The organism is Actinoplanes sp. CA-131856 (genome assembly GCF_050956135.1).
Lineage (GTDB): Bacteria > Actinomycetota > Actinomycetes > Mycobacteriales > Micromonosporaceae > Actinoplanes.
Window position 1 is genome coordinate 1,343,643 of record NZ_CP191849.1, and the last position, 14,359, is coordinate 1,358,001.

At 69.6% G+C, this 14,359-nt stretch carries 13 protein-coding genes and 1 pseudogene; 6 read left to right on the forward strand and 8 right to left on the reverse strand.

Annotation, left to right across the window (positions count from 1 at the left end):
* Window positions 1-50: 50 nt before the first annotated feature.
* The 3 genes from ACQP2X_RS06435 to ACQP2X_RS06445 all read left to right on the forward strand — a co-directional run bounded on the left by ACQP2X_RS06435 (window position 51) and on the right by ACQP2X_RS06445 (window position 2,906).
* Window positions 51-488, forward strand: a complete 438-nt coding sequence (locus ACQP2X_RS06435) for a hypothetical protein (protein ID WP_498695036.1) — start codon at window positions 51-53, stop codon at window positions 486-488.
* Between the two features lie 192 nt (window positions 489-680).
* Window positions 681-1,547, forward strand: coding sequence for an MHYT domain-containing protein (locus ACQP2X_RS06440; RefSeq protein ID WP_498695037.1), 867 nt, complete (start codon window positions 681-683; stop codon window positions 1,545-1,547).
* A gap of 357 nt (window positions 1,548-1,904) precedes the next feature.
* Window positions 1,905-2,906 (forward strand): 3-oxoacyl-ACP synthase III family protein, encoded by a 1,002-nt coding sequence (locus ACQP2X_RS06445; protein ID WP_498695038.1) that lies wholly within the window; start codon window positions 1,905-1,907, stop codon window positions 2,904-2,906.
* 27 nt (window positions 2,907-2,933) lie between these two features.
* Here ACQP2X_RS06445 and ACQP2X_RS06450 read toward each other — a convergent pair whose 3' ends face one another.
* The 3 genes from ACQP2X_RS06450 to ACQP2X_RS06460 form a co-directional block, all read right to left on the reverse strand.
* On the reverse strand, window positions 2,934-3,281 hold the full coding sequence (locus ACQP2X_RS06450; RefSeq protein WP_498695039.1) for a PRC-barrel domain-containing protein: 348 nt from the start codon (window positions 3,279-3,281) through the stop codon (window positions 2,934-2,936).
* A gap of 29 nt (window positions 3,282-3,310) precedes the next feature.
* Window positions 3,311-3,748, reverse strand: a complete 438-nt coding sequence (locus tag ACQP2X_RS06455) for a response regulator (RefSeq protein ID WP_498695042.1) — start codon at window positions 3,746-3,748, stop codon at window positions 3,311-3,313.
* 93 nt (window positions 3,749-3,841) lie between these two features.
* On the reverse strand, window positions 3,842-4,390 hold the full coding sequence (locus ACQP2X_RS06460) for a hypothetical protein (protein ID WP_498701374.1): 549 nt from the start codon (window positions 4,388-4,390) through the stop codon (window positions 3,842-3,844).
* A gap of 157 nt (window positions 4,391-4,547) precedes the next feature.
* On the opposite strand from ACQP2X_RS06460, the gene ACQP2X_RS06465 reads away from it, so the two are divergent.
* On the forward strand, window positions 4,548-5,966 hold the full coding sequence (locus ACQP2X_RS06465) for a hypothetical protein (protein ID WP_498701376.1): 1,419 nt from the start codon (window positions 4,548-4,550) through the stop codon (window positions 5,964-5,966).
* On the opposite strand, the pseudogene ACQP2X_RS06470 reads toward ACQP2X_RS06465, so the two are convergent.
* Window positions 5,879-6,178 (reverse strand): annotated as a pseudogene (locus tag ACQP2X_RS06470) (DUF2750 domain-containing protein); the annotation flags it as partial. The gene ACQP2X_RS06465 and the pseudogene ACQP2X_RS06470 sit on opposite strands and share 88 nt — an antisense overlap.
* A 432-nt stretch (window positions 6,179-6,610) precedes the next feature.
* Between ACQP2X_RS06470 and ACQP2X_RS06475 the strand changes: the two are divergent.
* Window positions 6,611-7,405, forward strand: coding sequence for a hypothetical protein (locus ACQP2X_RS06475; protein WP_498695043.1), 795 nt, complete (start codon window positions 6,611-6,613; stop codon window positions 7,403-7,405).
* A 340-nt stretch (window positions 7,406-7,745) separates the two neighbouring features.
* Here ACQP2X_RS06475 and ACQP2X_RS06480 read toward each other — a convergent pair whose 3' ends face one another.
* The 4 genes from ACQP2X_RS06480 to ACQP2X_RS06495 form a co-directional block, all read right to left on the reverse strand.
* Window positions 7,746-10,328, reverse strand: coding sequence for a lipopolysaccharide biosynthesis protein (locus ACQP2X_RS06480; RefSeq protein WP_498695044.1), 2,583 nt, complete (start codon window positions 10,326-10,328; stop codon window positions 7,746-7,748).
* Window positions 10,329-10,448: 120 nt separating this feature from the next.
* Window positions 10,449-11,537, reverse strand: a complete 1,089-nt coding sequence (locus ACQP2X_RS06485; protein ID WP_498695047.1) for a magnesium and cobalt transport protein CorA — start codon at window positions 11,535-11,537, stop codon at window positions 10,449-10,451.
* Window positions 11,538-11,546: 9 nt separating this feature from the next.
* Entirely contained in the window at window positions 11,547-12,290 is a 744-nt protein-coding gene (locus ACQP2X_RS06490) for an ABC transporter permease (protein ID WP_498695050.1), read from the reverse strand.
* Between the two features lie 3 nt (window positions 12,291-12,293).
* The gene (locus tag ACQP2X_RS06495; RefSeq protein ID WP_498695052.1) at window positions 12,294-13,244 is read right to left on the reverse strand and encodes an ABC transporter ATP-binding protein; all 951 of its coding nucleotides are present in this window, start codon (window positions 13,242-13,244) and stop codon (window positions 12,294-12,296) included.
* 62 nt (window positions 13,245-13,306) lie between these two features.
* Here ACQP2X_RS06495 and ACQP2X_RS06500 point away from each other — a divergent pair, with 62 nt between their 5' ends.
* Window positions 13,307-14,293: a helix-turn-helix transcriptional regulator gene (locus tag ACQP2X_RS06500; RefSeq protein WP_498695054.1), complete on the forward strand. Its 987-nt coding sequence runs from the start codon at window positions 13,307-13,309 to the stop codon at window positions 14,291-14,293.
* Window positions 14,294-14,359 lie beyond the last annotated feature (66 nt).

The window sequence follows — 14,359 nt, forward strand, 5'->3', positions numbered from 1 at the left end:
GCCGGGCCCTTTTGCTTTTGTACGTCGGTGAGCGCCCCTAATCTGGAGAAATGAGACAAATCGCAGCGGGCCTCGCGCTGGTCGTCCTTCTCGTGCCGGCCGGATGCTCAAGCGAGAGCGGAGGCGAGGGCGAGGACGGACCCGGACCCGGGCCCGCGCCGGCCGTGTCGGCCGTCGCCACGTCGGCGTCGAGCGCGGGGGCCGAGATCGCCGACGATCCGCCCGGGACGCTGACCTGCACGGCGCTGGCCGCCGCGGTGGCCGACGCCAGTCTCATGCAGCCCGGTGTCGTCGACGGCATCGTGAGCGCGAGCGCCACCGCTGACGCGCCGGTGGCTGACGCCGCACAGGTGCTCGCCGCGGCGTACACCCAAGCAAGCGCAAGCGAAGGCACGGAGAGTGAGCCCGACGCGGTCGCCGCGGTCAGCGCGGCGGCCGCCGACATGTCCCGAGTATGTGCGGACAGCGGGCTACAGACGGTCGGATGAGGACCCAGACTGCCATTGATGATCGTAAAAGCGGACAAAGAACTCGCCGCTGACCTGCGGAATCAGACGATCGGGCAATGCCTTCCGGCTGTTTCTCCATCTGTAGCGAGAAGGTGACGCTCATGTCTTTCGCGATCACCGGACGACGTGCAAGATGCACTCCCGGAGCGGGGCTCTTAGAAAGGAACCGCGATGGCGCAGATCCATCATTTCGACCACGGGTGGATCACACCGACGGTCAGCTACGTCCTCTCGGTGCTGGGTTCGATGCTGGGTCTGACCTGTGCCGTACGGCTACGCTCGGCAACCGCGCGCGGTGAGCGCACCTGGTGGCTGGTGCTGGCCTCGCTGTCGCTGGGTGGCACGGCGATCTGGAGCATGCACTTCGTCGCCATGATGGGCTTCAAGGTCAACGGCACGCCCATCCGCTACGACGTCGGCCTCACCGCCGCCAGCGCGATCATCGCGGTCGTCGCGGTCGGCCTCGGCCTCGCGATCGCGGCGTTCGGCAAGGGCGCCCAGAACTTCCGGATCATCGCCGGTGGCGTGATCGCCGGTCTCGGCGTGGCGGCGATGCACTACACCGGCATGGCCGCGATGAACCTCAACGGCGACGTCTCGTACGGCATGACGTACGTCGGCCTGTCGATCGGCATCGCGGTCGTGGCCGCGGCGGTGGCGCTGTTCCTCGCGGTCACGGTCCGCCGTCCGCTGGTCATCTTCGCGGCCGCGCTCGTCATGGGCATCGCGGTCAACGGCATGCACTTCACCGGCATGCTCGCCATGTCGGTCGAGACGCACCCGTCCACCGGCACGCTGCCCGGTGCGACCGCCGGCGGCATGCTGGTCCCGATCGGCCTGGCCGTGGTCTTCGGCATCATCGGCCTGGCGTACGCCCTGATGTCGGCCCCGACCGCCGAGGACCGCGCCGCCGCGGCGTACCTGGCCCAGCGCCGCGAGGAGGCCGCCGCCCGCGTTCCGCAGCAGGCGTCCGGCCCCGAGCGGGCCGGCGGCCTGAGCTCGGGCGCCTGGACCTATCGGGACCGCTCGTCCCGCTGATCCCACCCCTGGCCCGCTGTCCCCCCGGCCGGCCACTGAGAAAGCCGGCGCCTCGGCGCCGGCTTTTTCTGTGCCATTTGTCTCCGGGCAACTACTTGCCCTGTCCCCATAGCGACGCGCGCCGATCTCCGGCGTTTCGCGAGGTCCGGGCCCTGTTGAGCGGTTCTGGTCACGCGGCGTGTCGAGGGCCGTCACGCTTCGATCTAGTTGATCTTCGCATGCTTCCGTCATTCCCGCGCTGAGCTCCTTCGCCTGCTCACCGGCTAGATGATCATGGCCGCTTGTTACAACCAAAGGCGGTTAGCCTCTTTCTTCGACGGCGGGTGGGCTCGACGGAAGAGGCGGAACGACATGGGCGTGGGCATCCTGGGGACCGGCTCCTACCTGCCGGTCGAGGTGGTCACCAACGACGATCTGGTGCGGCGGGTGCCGGACGCCGACCCCGCGTGGGTCAGCCGCAAAACCATGATCGAGGCGCGTCGTTTCGCCGCCCCCGACGAGGCCGCCTCCGACCTCGCGGCCAAAGCCGCGGTCCAGGCCCTGGAGGCCTCCGGGCTCGAGGCCGTGGACATCGACTACCTGATCGTCTCCACGTCCACCGGTGACTCTCCCCAGCCGCCGACCTCGACGCTCGTCCAGGAGAAGATCGGCGCCGACCGGGCCGCCTGCTTCGACATCAACGTCGTCTGCGCCGGCTTCGTCTTCGGCGTCGCCCTGGCCAACAGCCTCATCGCCACCCAGCCCGGCGCCAAAGTGCTGGTGATCGCGACGGACATCTACTCGCGCATCCTCGACTTCGGCGACCGCCGCACGGCCGTGCTGTTCGGCGACGGCGCCGGCGCCGCGGTGATGGGCGCCGTCCCCGACGGCTACGGCCTGCTCGATCTGGAGCTGGTGTCGCGCGGCGAGGCGAACGAGCTGATCCACGTGCCGGCCGGCGGCAGCCGCCTTCCGGCATCGGCCGAGACGGTGGCGAACGGCGACCACTACTTCAAGATGAACGGCCGCGGCGTCCGCGAGTTCGTCAACGCCGGCGTCCCACCGGCGTTCGAGACCCTGCTGAAGCGGGCCGGCATCGCGGTCGACGAGGTCGACCACTTCGTGCCGCACCAGGCGAACGGCGTCATGCTGGCCGAGCTGGTCGAGGCGACCGGCCTGACCGCGGCCACCACCCACCTGACGCTCGACCGCTACGGCAACGTCGGCAGCGCCTCGGTGCCGGTGACCTTGGACGACGCGGCCCGCAAGGGCGCGCTGAAGGACGGCGACGTCATCCTCATGGCCGGCTTCGGCGGCGGCATGTCGGTCGGCGCCTGCCTGCTGCGCTGGAAGGCGCCTACTTCGGCTGGATTGCGCTGAAAGGCGCCTACTTCGGCTGGATTGCGCCTACTTCGGCTGGATCAGCCAGTTCCACGCCCGCTTGAGCGTGTCCCGCAGCGCTTCGTCGGCGACCGACGCCGACGGGTCCTCGCTCGGCTCGGGCAGCTCGGCAGCCGGCACGGCGATGATCACCCCGTGCTCGAAGAGCCCGTCGACCTGGGCCGCGGGCGCGAACCGGTGCCCCTGGCCGGTGTCGATGACGAGCCCGTGGAAGACATCCTGCTGATCGTCGGAGAGCACGTGCTCGACGGTGCCGGCCTTCGTGCCCGACCGGTCGTAGACGGCGGTGCCGTCCTTGAGCACGAGATAGGCGACGGGCGCACCGAGATCCTCGGGTGCTTGATTGTCGGTCATGTGCCCCCGATACCCGGGGGCGGGAGCCGTTAAGCCTGGCCGGCCTGCGGCAGGCTGGCCACTTCACGGTAGAACCGGTTGATCAGCTGCACGGTGCTCTCGAAATCATCGAGCCCGAACGGCTTGGTGACATAGGCGTTGGCCCGGTGCTGATAGCTGGCCACGATGTCCGGAGCGGCCCCCGAGGTGGTCAGGATCACCACCGGGATCGCCTTGAGAACGTCATCGCTCTTGATGGCGGCGAGCGTCTCCCGTCCATCCATCCGCGGCATGTTGAGATCGAGCAAAATAAGATCGGGACGGTGCGCTTGCTCGTACGGGCTGTGCCGGCGCAGATAGTCGAGCGCTTCCCGCCCGTCAGCCACCCGATCGACGGACGCGCTGGTATCCGCCGTCTCCAACGCCTCAGAAATCATGAGAGCGTCAGCATCATCGTCGTCCACGACGAGGATCTGCAGACTGCGCACGGAAGCCCCTTTGTTTGCCGTCCCGCAAGCATAGGGGTACCCGCCCCGTCCACCTACGGTCGGGCGACTGAAATCCTACTCACTCAGTTCCCTTCACGGATGCCCTTTCCGACTTCGCCGCGGCGCGCTACCACCGCCCCCTTCGGCGGCACCGTCACCACCTTGTGGGCCGCCTCCTTTGACCTTCGCGGCGGCCGCCCGAGCTCGTGCTTTGACCGCCTGAGCTCCCGCCTCAACCTTCTCGGCCGCCGCGTGAGCCCCCGCCTCAACTTTCTCAATGGCGGCCTGCGCCCCAGCCTCGACTTTCTCTTTGGCGGTGTGGGCCCCAGCTTCGACCTTGTCTTTGGCCGTGTGGGCCCCAGCTTCGACTTTCTCTTTGGCGGCGTGGGCCCCAGCCTCGACCTTCTCTTTGGCTGTCTGGGCTCCGGCTTCGACTTTCTCGACCGCTGTGTGCGCTCCGGCCTCGACCTTCTTCTTGGCGGCCTGCGCCCCAGCCTTGACCTTCGCCGCGGTCGAGTTCCCTTCATCCGCGACCGAGCGGCTCGTGGAGCTACCCCCGGCCGGACCGTCGACCTCGACGTCCGCCGCAGGCGTCCCACTGGAGTCCGCCTTTCCCTCAGCGCCTTCATCGGCCGCCGCCACGCCATCAGCAGCCGTCCGCGAACGATGCCGCCCACCCGCCGCCTTGGCCCGACCGCCGGCCGAGCCTTCATCCCTCGGCCGACCAGCCTCAACTCCTGCGTCGACCCCAAGCCCCCGAGACTTGGTGAGCCGGCTAATTGCCGGCACCCCCTCGCCCGTGACCGATCCACCGACCCCCGACATCTCGACATCAGCGGCCGGCGTAGCGCCAATCGGCACATCCTCACCCGCCGCCGGCATCACACGCTCGGAGCTCCCCGCAGGCGGCGTCTCCGTTCCCGTAGCCGCCGTCTTGAAGTCTTCGTCTTGCGGCGCCACGATCTCGGAAGTCGCTGCGGTCGTGGTCTTGGAGTCTTCTGTTGGCGGCGTCGTGCTCTCGGAAGTCGATGCCGTCGTGGTCTTGGAGTTTTCTGCCGGTGGCGTTGTGCTTTCGGAACTTGCTGCGGTCGTTGTCTTGAAGTCTTCTGCCGGCGGCGTGGTGCCCTGGGGAGTCGCTGCGATCGTGGTCTTGGAGTCTTCTGGCGACGGAGAAGCAGCCTTGGAATCTCCTCCCGACGGCGCCGCCTTCTTCGACGGAGAGCCGCCAACCCGCGGCGTCGCCATCTTCTTGGGGCCACCCTTTGACGACCGCCGGTCCGCCTCGACCGAGGCGGCCGCCAGCGGCGTCGCCGCCTTCTTGGGGCCGCTTGCCGGTGAAGTCGCCGCCTTGTCAGAGCGGGTATGGGACGACGGCGACGCCCTCTTCTTGGACCCGGCCGCCGATGGTTTCGCCCCCTTGTCGCCCTCACCAGGCAGCGACGGTGAGGCCTTCTTCTCGGCCCCATCAGCCGAAGTCGCCGCCGCGTCCGCAGGCTCGCCAGCCGGCGGCGTCGCCGACTTCCCGGAGCCGATCGCCGGGGGTAACGCCGATTTCCCGGAGCCACCCGCTGCAGGCGTCGTCTTTCCGGAGTCGATTGCCTGGGGCGTCGTCTTCCCGGGGCTGCCCGCTTCCGGCGCCGTCTTCCTGGAGTCGATCGCTGGGGGCGTCGTCTTTCCAGAGTCGGTTGCTGGGGGTGTCGTCTTCTCTGAGCTGATCGCCTGGGGTGTTGCCGTCCCCGAGTCGCCAGCGGGAGGTGTCTCCGTCTTCGCGGGGCTGATCGTGGAGGGCGTTGCCGGCTCGGGGGAGCTGATCGCGGGAGAATTGGCCGGCTTCCCGGGGCTGGTCGCCTGGGGTGTTGCTGGCTTCCGGGAGGTGGTCGCTGGGAGCGTAGCCGCCGTCCCGGGGCTGGGCGCCGGCGATGTGGGCGACTTTTCCGGGGTGGCGGCTGACGGCGTCGCGCGTCCCTTGGTGTCGGCTCTTGGCGGTGCTGATGCCTTGGTTACGCGGGGTTCGATCGCTGGGGGAGGCGTGGGCGGGCCTGGCTCGTCCGGGGACTCGGCGAACCACTGGCGGACCTGGCTGGGTGACACGTCGAAGCCGGTGGCTCGGGCGCCTGACCAGTTGACGCCGACCAGCATGCCGTCGCGTTCCATGCGGTCGAGCCAGCCGGACAGCCACTCCTCGACCTCGACCTCGACCACCTCGAAGCCCCGGTAGGCCGGGACCCGCCCGACCACGCGGCTGGCCCGGGTCGCCTTCGACCAGAAGGGAACCGTGCGCATCCCGTCGGCTCCCGCCGGAGCGGGAAACCCCTCGGCATCCCGGATCGAGAAGACACGGCCCTCGCGAGCCGCCTCCCGACGAAACGCCGCCCGGTGGGCTCCGCTGAGCGACATCCGTGGCTCTCCCTCCTGCTTGTACGCCTCCATCGTGTCGCATCGGGCACTTTCGAGAGGGTTCGACCCGGTTTTTCGACCTTAGGGGGAGGCGACCCAGGCGTCGGACATCCACCGAAGCCTCTTCGGCTCGCGCCGCGTGGTGTCGGTGCGCGCGGTGGTGGCGAGCTGGGGCGGTGAGGCATTCATGATCTCTGCTTCGCGGGGGAGCGGTGAAATATGAACCCGCTGATGAGCGGTGGTTTTGCATTGCTATATCGCCATATCGCATTTGCGGGACGGTGGAGATAGGGGTGCATGGGGGAGATCAGCTTTTCGGACGATCATGGCTAAACATTTTGTACAAGAAAGAGGAATTTGAGCCGAAACGCGGGGGAAAGGCGGCGCAGGGCTCCGTGATGGCCATATTGTCCGGTTTGTCGGTTAGGAACTGAGCCGGACTCTTACCAGTCACTGGAGGATGTAATGAACAACAGTCGGCGCATCGGAGCGCTTGTGGCCATGGCCGGCGCGGCCGTCAGCGTGGCTACCGTGACTGTGGTGGCGCCCGCGGTCGCGGCCCCGCGGGGGCCGCAGCCGGTCACCACCTGGCTGCGGGCTGTCCGGGCGGACACCGACACCGAGGTCAAGGTGTACTGGCGGACCGACCGGCGGATCTGTGACGCCGAGGTTCGGGTCAGTGCCCGCGATGTCGACGTGGACTACCCGGGGCGCAGCCGCTATGCCACGTTCTCTCGCGGGGACAGCCTGCGGCCGGGACGTTCGGACTATGTCGAGTTCGACGTCAACCCGGACTTCGACCGGGCCGGTGTCGCCCGGCTGCGCACCACGATCTCGTACGACGACTGTGGGCGGCGGGCCCGCACGCAGGTCAGCACGTTCATGCTGATGCTGCCCGTCCTGCGCAGCGAGCGGCCCAACCGCCCGGGCGACAACAACTGGCCGGGCCGCCCTGGTGACAACAACGGTCGCCCCGGCGACAACAACGGGCGCCCCGGCGACAACAACGGGCGTCCGGGCGACAACAACGGGCGACCCGGCCGTCCCGGTGACAACAACGGCCGTCCCGGTGACAACAACGGGTGGCCGAGCCGCCCGGGAGCCACGCCGACCGCCAGCCCGACCGTGACCGCGAGCCCGGCCGCCACCGCCAGCCCGGCGGCGACCGTCACCGTCACCGCGACGGCGACCGCCTCCCCGAGCCCCACCCACACGCACGGCAACGGCACCCGCGGCCCCGGCGGCCACCGGGACCGCTGACCGGACCAGGACGTGCTCCCGGCCGTGAGGCCGGGAGCACCCTGAGGCCGGGAGCACCACCCTGGTGAGAAGCGCGACGACACCCACCGGCCGCAGCACTCGCAGGGAGCGCGAGGAAAGACGGCCCGAGGTCGGCGAAGCGGAACTGGTCGATAATCCGTACCTCTGGGTGAAGCTCTTGAAAAACTGATCAAGCGGCGCGAAAGGCATGCGCCGGGACATAGTGGCGCCCGAGCGGCGCCCGACCGATACATAGGGCGCCATCGAGCGCCCACGTAGCGCGGCGAAAGCCGGACATAGCAGCGCCCGACCGGTGATGACCGGCCGGGCGCGACTCTTTTTAGGCCGCCACCTGGCGGACCGACATGATCTGGCCGGCCGGGTCGGTGATGACCAGCTCCAGGGCCCGGGAGATCAGGTTCGGGTCGAAGGTCGAGCCGTGGAACGTGGCCTCCAGGTGGAGCACGCCGTTCATCTCGCTCGTCGTCAGCGTGACGCCCTCGGGGCTGTTCAGCGTGGGCACGCTCAGGTTGACCCGCCATTCGGGGCCGACCGACCACGGCAGGTCGCCCAGCAGGTCGTGACGGCCCTGGTTGCTGAAGGTCAGCTTCGGCCGGGGCGGGATCGGCAGTTCCGAGGGGTACGGGTCGGGCATGCCGGGCGCGCCGTCGAGGGCGATCTTGCCTTCGCGCAGCACCATCATCGTGAGGATGCGGCCCGTGGCCAGCTCGTGCTTGATCGTCGTGTGCACCGACAGCGGGTCCATCATGTCGGCCGGTGACAGATAGGGCCCCATGCAGAAGTTGCTGTCGATCCGGACGTCCTTGTCCAGATAGCGGCGGCCGTCGGCCAGGAACGTGGCGCCGCTCGTGTCCGGTTTGAGACCCAGGTTGTAGAGGGCCGCCGTGAACGCCGCGAACGTGATCGCCGATGTGGTGACGCCGGGCGCGTACTCGTCGCGCCACTTGCGCATCTCTTTGAGCGCCGTCGCCGAGCGGGCCGTGCGGACCGTGAGGTTCGGCTGCCACTTGCGCATCCGGGTCTCCTCGGGCTCCGGCGGGCGGGCGAAGCTGATGCCCTCCTTCCACCGGGTCGGCTTGGTGCCGAACTGCTTCCACCAGGCCTTGGGCAGCGCCATCCGGTTGCGCTCGAGCGGCGGGATGACCGCCGCCCGGCCCTGGCTGGCCGCCAGCACCAGCTCGTGGACCAGCGCGTTGACCGGGCCGGCGTCGCCGTAGGCGTGCGAGACCTTGATCGCGACGTAGCCGGCGCCGACCAGGATGCGGATCGGGTGCACGCCGCGCGGCTCGGACTGGAGCTTGCGGGTCATGCCGTCCATGTCGAGCGACCAGTCGCCCGAGTCCTGCACCGCGCGGTGCACGAACTGGGCGAACTCGGCGCCGTTCAGGTGTTCCCAGCGGGCGCCGACCCGGTCGAGCTTGGAGACGGCGCGGTGCTTGGGGTCGACCGCGTGCAGGCCGATCAGCGCCTTGCGCATGCCGTCGACGGTCACCCCGTAGACCGGGCCGACCGTGCGGATGTATTCCAGCGGGAGCCAGGCGCGCTCGTGCAGGGTCATGGTCGTGGTGTTGGCGGTGTCGCCGCGGCGCCGGCCGTTCGAGAAGACGACCCGCAGGACCGTGGGCGCGACGCAGAAGGCCTCGATCCACAACACGGCGGCGAACCAGGCGACCAGGTCGGTGAGGCCGCCGTGCGAGCCGCCGTACCAGGCCGCGCCCAGCTCGGCGGCGCCCGCGGCGAGCGCGAAGAGGCCGGCCCCGCGCACCTTGTTGTGCACCCGGGAGATCGCCAGGAAGAAATGCAGGAAGACGAAGGGGAGGTACGTCAGTGCGAGCAGCCGCAGCGCGTCGCCGGCCGCGTCCGCGTACGACGCGCCGAAGACCGACATGATCGGGTTGGCCAGGGCCACGACCAGCAGGGAGCCCGGCAGGCCGACGCCGAGACAGATCAGCAGGCCCACCCGGACCTTGGACTGCAGCGCCTTGCGGTCGCCGCTGGCCACGGCGAACAGGGTCAGCGCGACGTTGCCGGGGATCATCGAGAGCATCGACAGGACCATGAACGCGGTGTAGAACGCCGCGTTGGCCGACGCCGACAGCACCGCCGTGACCAGCAGCGGCATGGCCGCGCGGGGCAGGTAGCTGGCCAGGTTGAGCAGGTTGTGGTCGAACGTCGACCGGCCCCGGCCGCGGAGCAGGGAGAGCCGCGGGCGCAGCGAGTCGATCATCTGGCGGCGGCGCAGCGCCCCGCCGAGGATGGCGGTGGAGAGCACGATGCCGGCCACCCAGGTGAGCAGCAGCTCGTTGCCGGTGAGGGTGATCGGGGCGAGGGCCAGCCCGGCCAGCAGCACCAGCTTGATCGCCGCGAACCAGGCGTTGCGCATGAGCTGGAGGGGACCCTTGAGCAGGCCGACCAGCGCCTCGTCGAGCACCAGGGTGATCGAGTTGACGGCGATGCCGGCGACCAGCAGCACCGTGCCGACCTGTCCGCCGAGGGCTTGCTGGAGTCCGGGGATCCAGAGCTGGGCGACGGCGACGTAGGCGATGCCGCCGACCGTGGCGGCGGCTCCCGCGACCAGCAGGCAGGTGGAGATCAGCTCCCACTTGGGGCCGCGCAGCTGCGACAGATCGGAGATCAGCATGGTGCCCATGCCGAACATGCCGATGGTGCCGATCAGCGTCATGGCCGACACGGCGGCCGAGGCCTGCCCGACGGCGTCGGGCGACGCGGCGCGGGCGGCGACCCACCAGAAGACGAAGCCGAGCAGCGACGTGATGGCTGTCGTGGCGATCAGCGAGCCGGCGTTCAGAAAAAGGTCGACGTGCCCCTTGAGGGCGGTCAGCACCCCGTTGCGGCGCTTCGCCGGTGTCGGCGAAGGCGCGATGACCTGTGTCGCGGTCACACAGCCTCCCCACCAGTACGACTTTTCGACGATAGAGATCAGCCGGTGGGAGCGACCAGGGTTGAGCGTCCGATTTATCCAAACTGTCCGGAGTAGACGATCATCTGAACGGGGGAGGCGTCACAACCATCCTGCTCGCTTGAAGCGCCAGTACAAACCACCGCAGATCACGGCGATGACCGCGATGGTCGTCCAGAAGCCCCATCGAGCGTCGATTCCCGGCATGTCGGCGAAATTCATGCCGTAGATCCCGGCGCCGACGGTCGGCACGGCCGCGATGGCGGCCCACGCCGCGATCATCCGCATGTCGTCGTTCTGCGCCATGGTCACCTGGGTCAGCCGGGCCTGGAGCACCGAGTCGATCAGGTTGTCGAAGCCGTTGATCCGGTCGGTGGCCCGGGCCAGCCGGCCGCGCACGTCGACGAAGTACGGCTGGAGTGCGGTCGGCGGGGTGATCAGCGTGAGCGGTTCCGTCAACGGCAGCACGGCCCGCTTGAGCTCGACCATCTCGCGCTTGAGCTGGTAGAAGTGCGCCACCTCGGCCGAGCGGCTGGCCTCGAAGGTCTCCTCCTCGAGCCGCTCCAGGTCGCGTTCGACGTCGGCCGACACCGAGAGGTAGTCGTCGACCATCCGCCCGGCGATGGCGTAGGCCACCGCCCACGGCCCATGCCTGAGCAGGGCGGGACGCTTTTCGACCTCTTTGCGTACGCCCCAGAGCGCACCCGCCGCGCCGTGCCGCACGGTGATCACGAAGGACGGGCCGATCAGCAGCGTGATGTCCCCCGTGTCGACCACCTCCGAGGTGGCGGTCAGCTGGTCGTGCTCGACGTAGCGCGCGGTGCGCAGCACCAGCCGGGTGACCTCGCCGATCACCTCGACGCCCGGCCGGTGCCCGCCCTCCAGAGTCTGCTCGACGACCAGCTCGTGCAGGCCGAACGCCCGGGCGACCTCGCGCATCGTGGCCCGGTCGGGCTCGTGCAGCCCGAGCCAGAGGAAGCCGCCGCGGGGGATCCGGGCGGTGCTGTAGTGCACCGTGCCCGGTTTGCGGGCCCCGGCCGCGTAGATCGCGCAGTCGACGACGGCGTCCGCGTTGCCGCGGCGCTGCTGCGGGACCTGCGGGCGAGGGTTGAGGCCCTCGATCAGCCGCCCCAGCGCCCTGGGAAGAATCTCCGCGACCGGATTGCCCCCGCGCCGCCGCCATCGCAACATCCGCCGACTTTAGTCGGAGCGGCGCATCGCCCGGACGCCCACCAACAGCCCGATCGCGGCGACGGCCGCGGCGGCGATCACACCGCCGAGCGTGCTCGGCGCCCAGATGTCACCGTTGAACAGCGAGCGCTCGGCCTCCACCACATAACTGAGCGGGTTGCCGGCCGCCAGCACGCGCAGCCACCGCGGGCCGTCCTCGATCGGCAGCAGCACCCCGGCCAGCAGCAACAGCGGGAAGAGCAGCGTCTGCTGCACGGTCCAGAACAGCCATTCCTGGTTCTTGGAGGCCAGGGCCAGGGTGTACGACAACGCGCCCAGCCCGACGCAGAAGGCGGCCAGGATCACCAGCCCGATCACCGCCCCGAGCAGGTTGAACCGGAACCCGAAGGGCAGGCAGACCACCACGATCAGCGCCGCCTGGGCGAACATCGGGACGATCTCCTTGAACGCCCGCCCGATCAGCAGCGCGGGCCGGCGCAGCGGGGTGACCAGCATCCGCTCGTGCGAGCCGGTCTGGATCTCGAAGAGCAGGTTGGAACCGGTCATCGAGCAGGCGAACAGGCAGGACATGACGATGATGCCGGGAACGAACCACTGCAGGGCGGTCCCGTCGTCGTCCGGCAGCAGCGGGGTGAACAGCGCCAGGAAGACCAGCGGCTGCACCATCGAGAAGATGATCGTGAACGGGTCGCGGAGCAGCGGGCGCAGCTCGCGGCTGAAGACGGTCGAGGTGTCGGCGATCAGCGTGGTCATGGCTCAGACCTCCACAAGCTCTTTGTCGGCGGCGGCGCCGCCTTCGCGCAGACTCCGGCCGGTCAGGTGCAGGAAGACGTCGTCGAGGGTGGGGCGGGTCACCTCGATCTCGGCCGCCGGATATCCGGCCGCGCGCAGATCGTCGAGGATGCCGGGCGCGCGGCGCGGCGCGTTCTGCAGGCCGAGGCGCACCTGCCGTCCGGTCCGCTCGGCGCGCAGGACGCCGGCCGCGCCGGCGGCGTCGGTCTCGCTGTCGAAGCCGAGCAGGATGTGGTCGCCGACATGCTCGTCCTTGAGGCGTTGCGGGGTGTCGTCGGCGATGATCCGGCCGTGGTCGATCACGATGACCCGCTCGGCCATCGAGTCGGCCTCGTCCAGATAGTGGGTGGTGAGCACGATCGTGGTGTCGTGCCGGGCCCGCAGGGCCAGGATGTGCTCCTGGAGGTTGGCCCGGTTCTGCGGGTCGAGGCCGGTCGACGGCTCGTCGAGGAAGAGCAGCTCGGGGGAGTGGATCAGGCCCATCGCGATGTCGAGCCGGCGCCGCTGGCCGCCGGAGAGGGTGGAGACCCGCCGGTCGGCCACCTCGGCCAGGCCGAGCGACTCGATCAGCTCGGCCGCCCGGGCCCGGGCGTCGCGCACGCTCATCCCGTACGCCCGGCCTTGGCTGATCAGCTCGTCGCGCCCGCGCTGGCTGTGCCCGGCGCCGTTGCCCTGACCTATATATCCGATCCGCAGCCGCACCTCGCGCTGGCGGCGGACGACGTCGAAGCCGGCCACGGTGGCCGTGCCGGCGGTCGGCGGGATGAGTGTGGTGAGCATGCGCAGGGTGGTGGACTTGCCGGCGCCGTTCGGCCCGAGCAGCGCGACGAGCTCGCCGGCCCGGACGGTGAGATCGATGCCGTCGACGGCGTGCACGTCCTTGAAGTGCTTGGTCAACCCTCGTGTCTCAATCATGCTGACCACGCTAGTTTCGTTTGCGGCCACTTCTTGACCTCAATCCGGGAGAGTCTGGATCCATGGCGAACACGAGTGCGCGAATGCTGCGGCTGCTGTCGCTGCTGCAGACGCATCGGTACTGGCCGGGCGCCGAACTGGCGGACCGGCTCGAGGTCAGCCCCCGGACCCTGCGCCGCGACGTCGACCGGCTGCGCGACCTGGGCTATCCGGTCGACGCCGCGCGGGGCGTGGCCGGCGGCTATCAGTTGCAGGCGGGCGCGGCGGTGCCGCCCCTGCTGCTCGACGACGACGAGGCCGTCGCCATCGCGGTCGGGCTCCGGACGGCGGCGGCCGGAGCCGTCGCCGGTTTCGAGGAGACGTCGGTGCGGGCGCTGGCCAAGGTGATCCAGCTCCTGCCGCCCCGCCTGCGCCGGCGCATCGACGCGCTGCGCGCCGTGACCGCGCCCGGCCCCCTCGGCGGCGGCCCGGCGCTGGACGCGACGGTGCTCACCACCCTGGCCATGGCGTGCCGGGGCGAGGAGCGGCTGCGCTTCGCCTACAGCCCGCGCGAGGGCGACCCGGCGCCCCGCCACGTGGAGCCGCACCGTCTGGTGCCACGCGGCCGTCGCTGGTATCTGATCGCGTGGGACCTCGAGCGGGGGGACTGGCGCAGCTTCCGGGTCGACCGCCTGTCGTCGCCCGCGATGACCGGGGCGCGTTTCCGCCCGCGCGAGATCCCGGGCGGCGACCCGGCGGAGTGGCTGAACTCCCGGATGAAGGCCATCCCCAACCGCTACGAGGTGTCGGTGGTCGTCGACGCGCCGGCCGAGCAGGTGCGCACGATGGTGTGGAATTACGGCACCGTGGAGGAGCTCTCGCGCGGCTGCCGTCTGCGCATGAACGTGGACGACCTGGGGTGGCCGGTGATGGTTCTCGGAGTGCTGGGAGCGGCCTTCACTGTCGAGTCACCTCCTGAGCTGCGCGACCACATCCGCCGTACGGCCGAGGTGTTCCTCGCAAGCTCTGTTGTGGACGGATCGGCGCCCCCGTGGCGCCGATCCGCATGAAGGAACCTAGCGACGCCCTCCGACATTTTCGGCCCCTGTATAAGAAGCTGCTTATATAAAAAATGC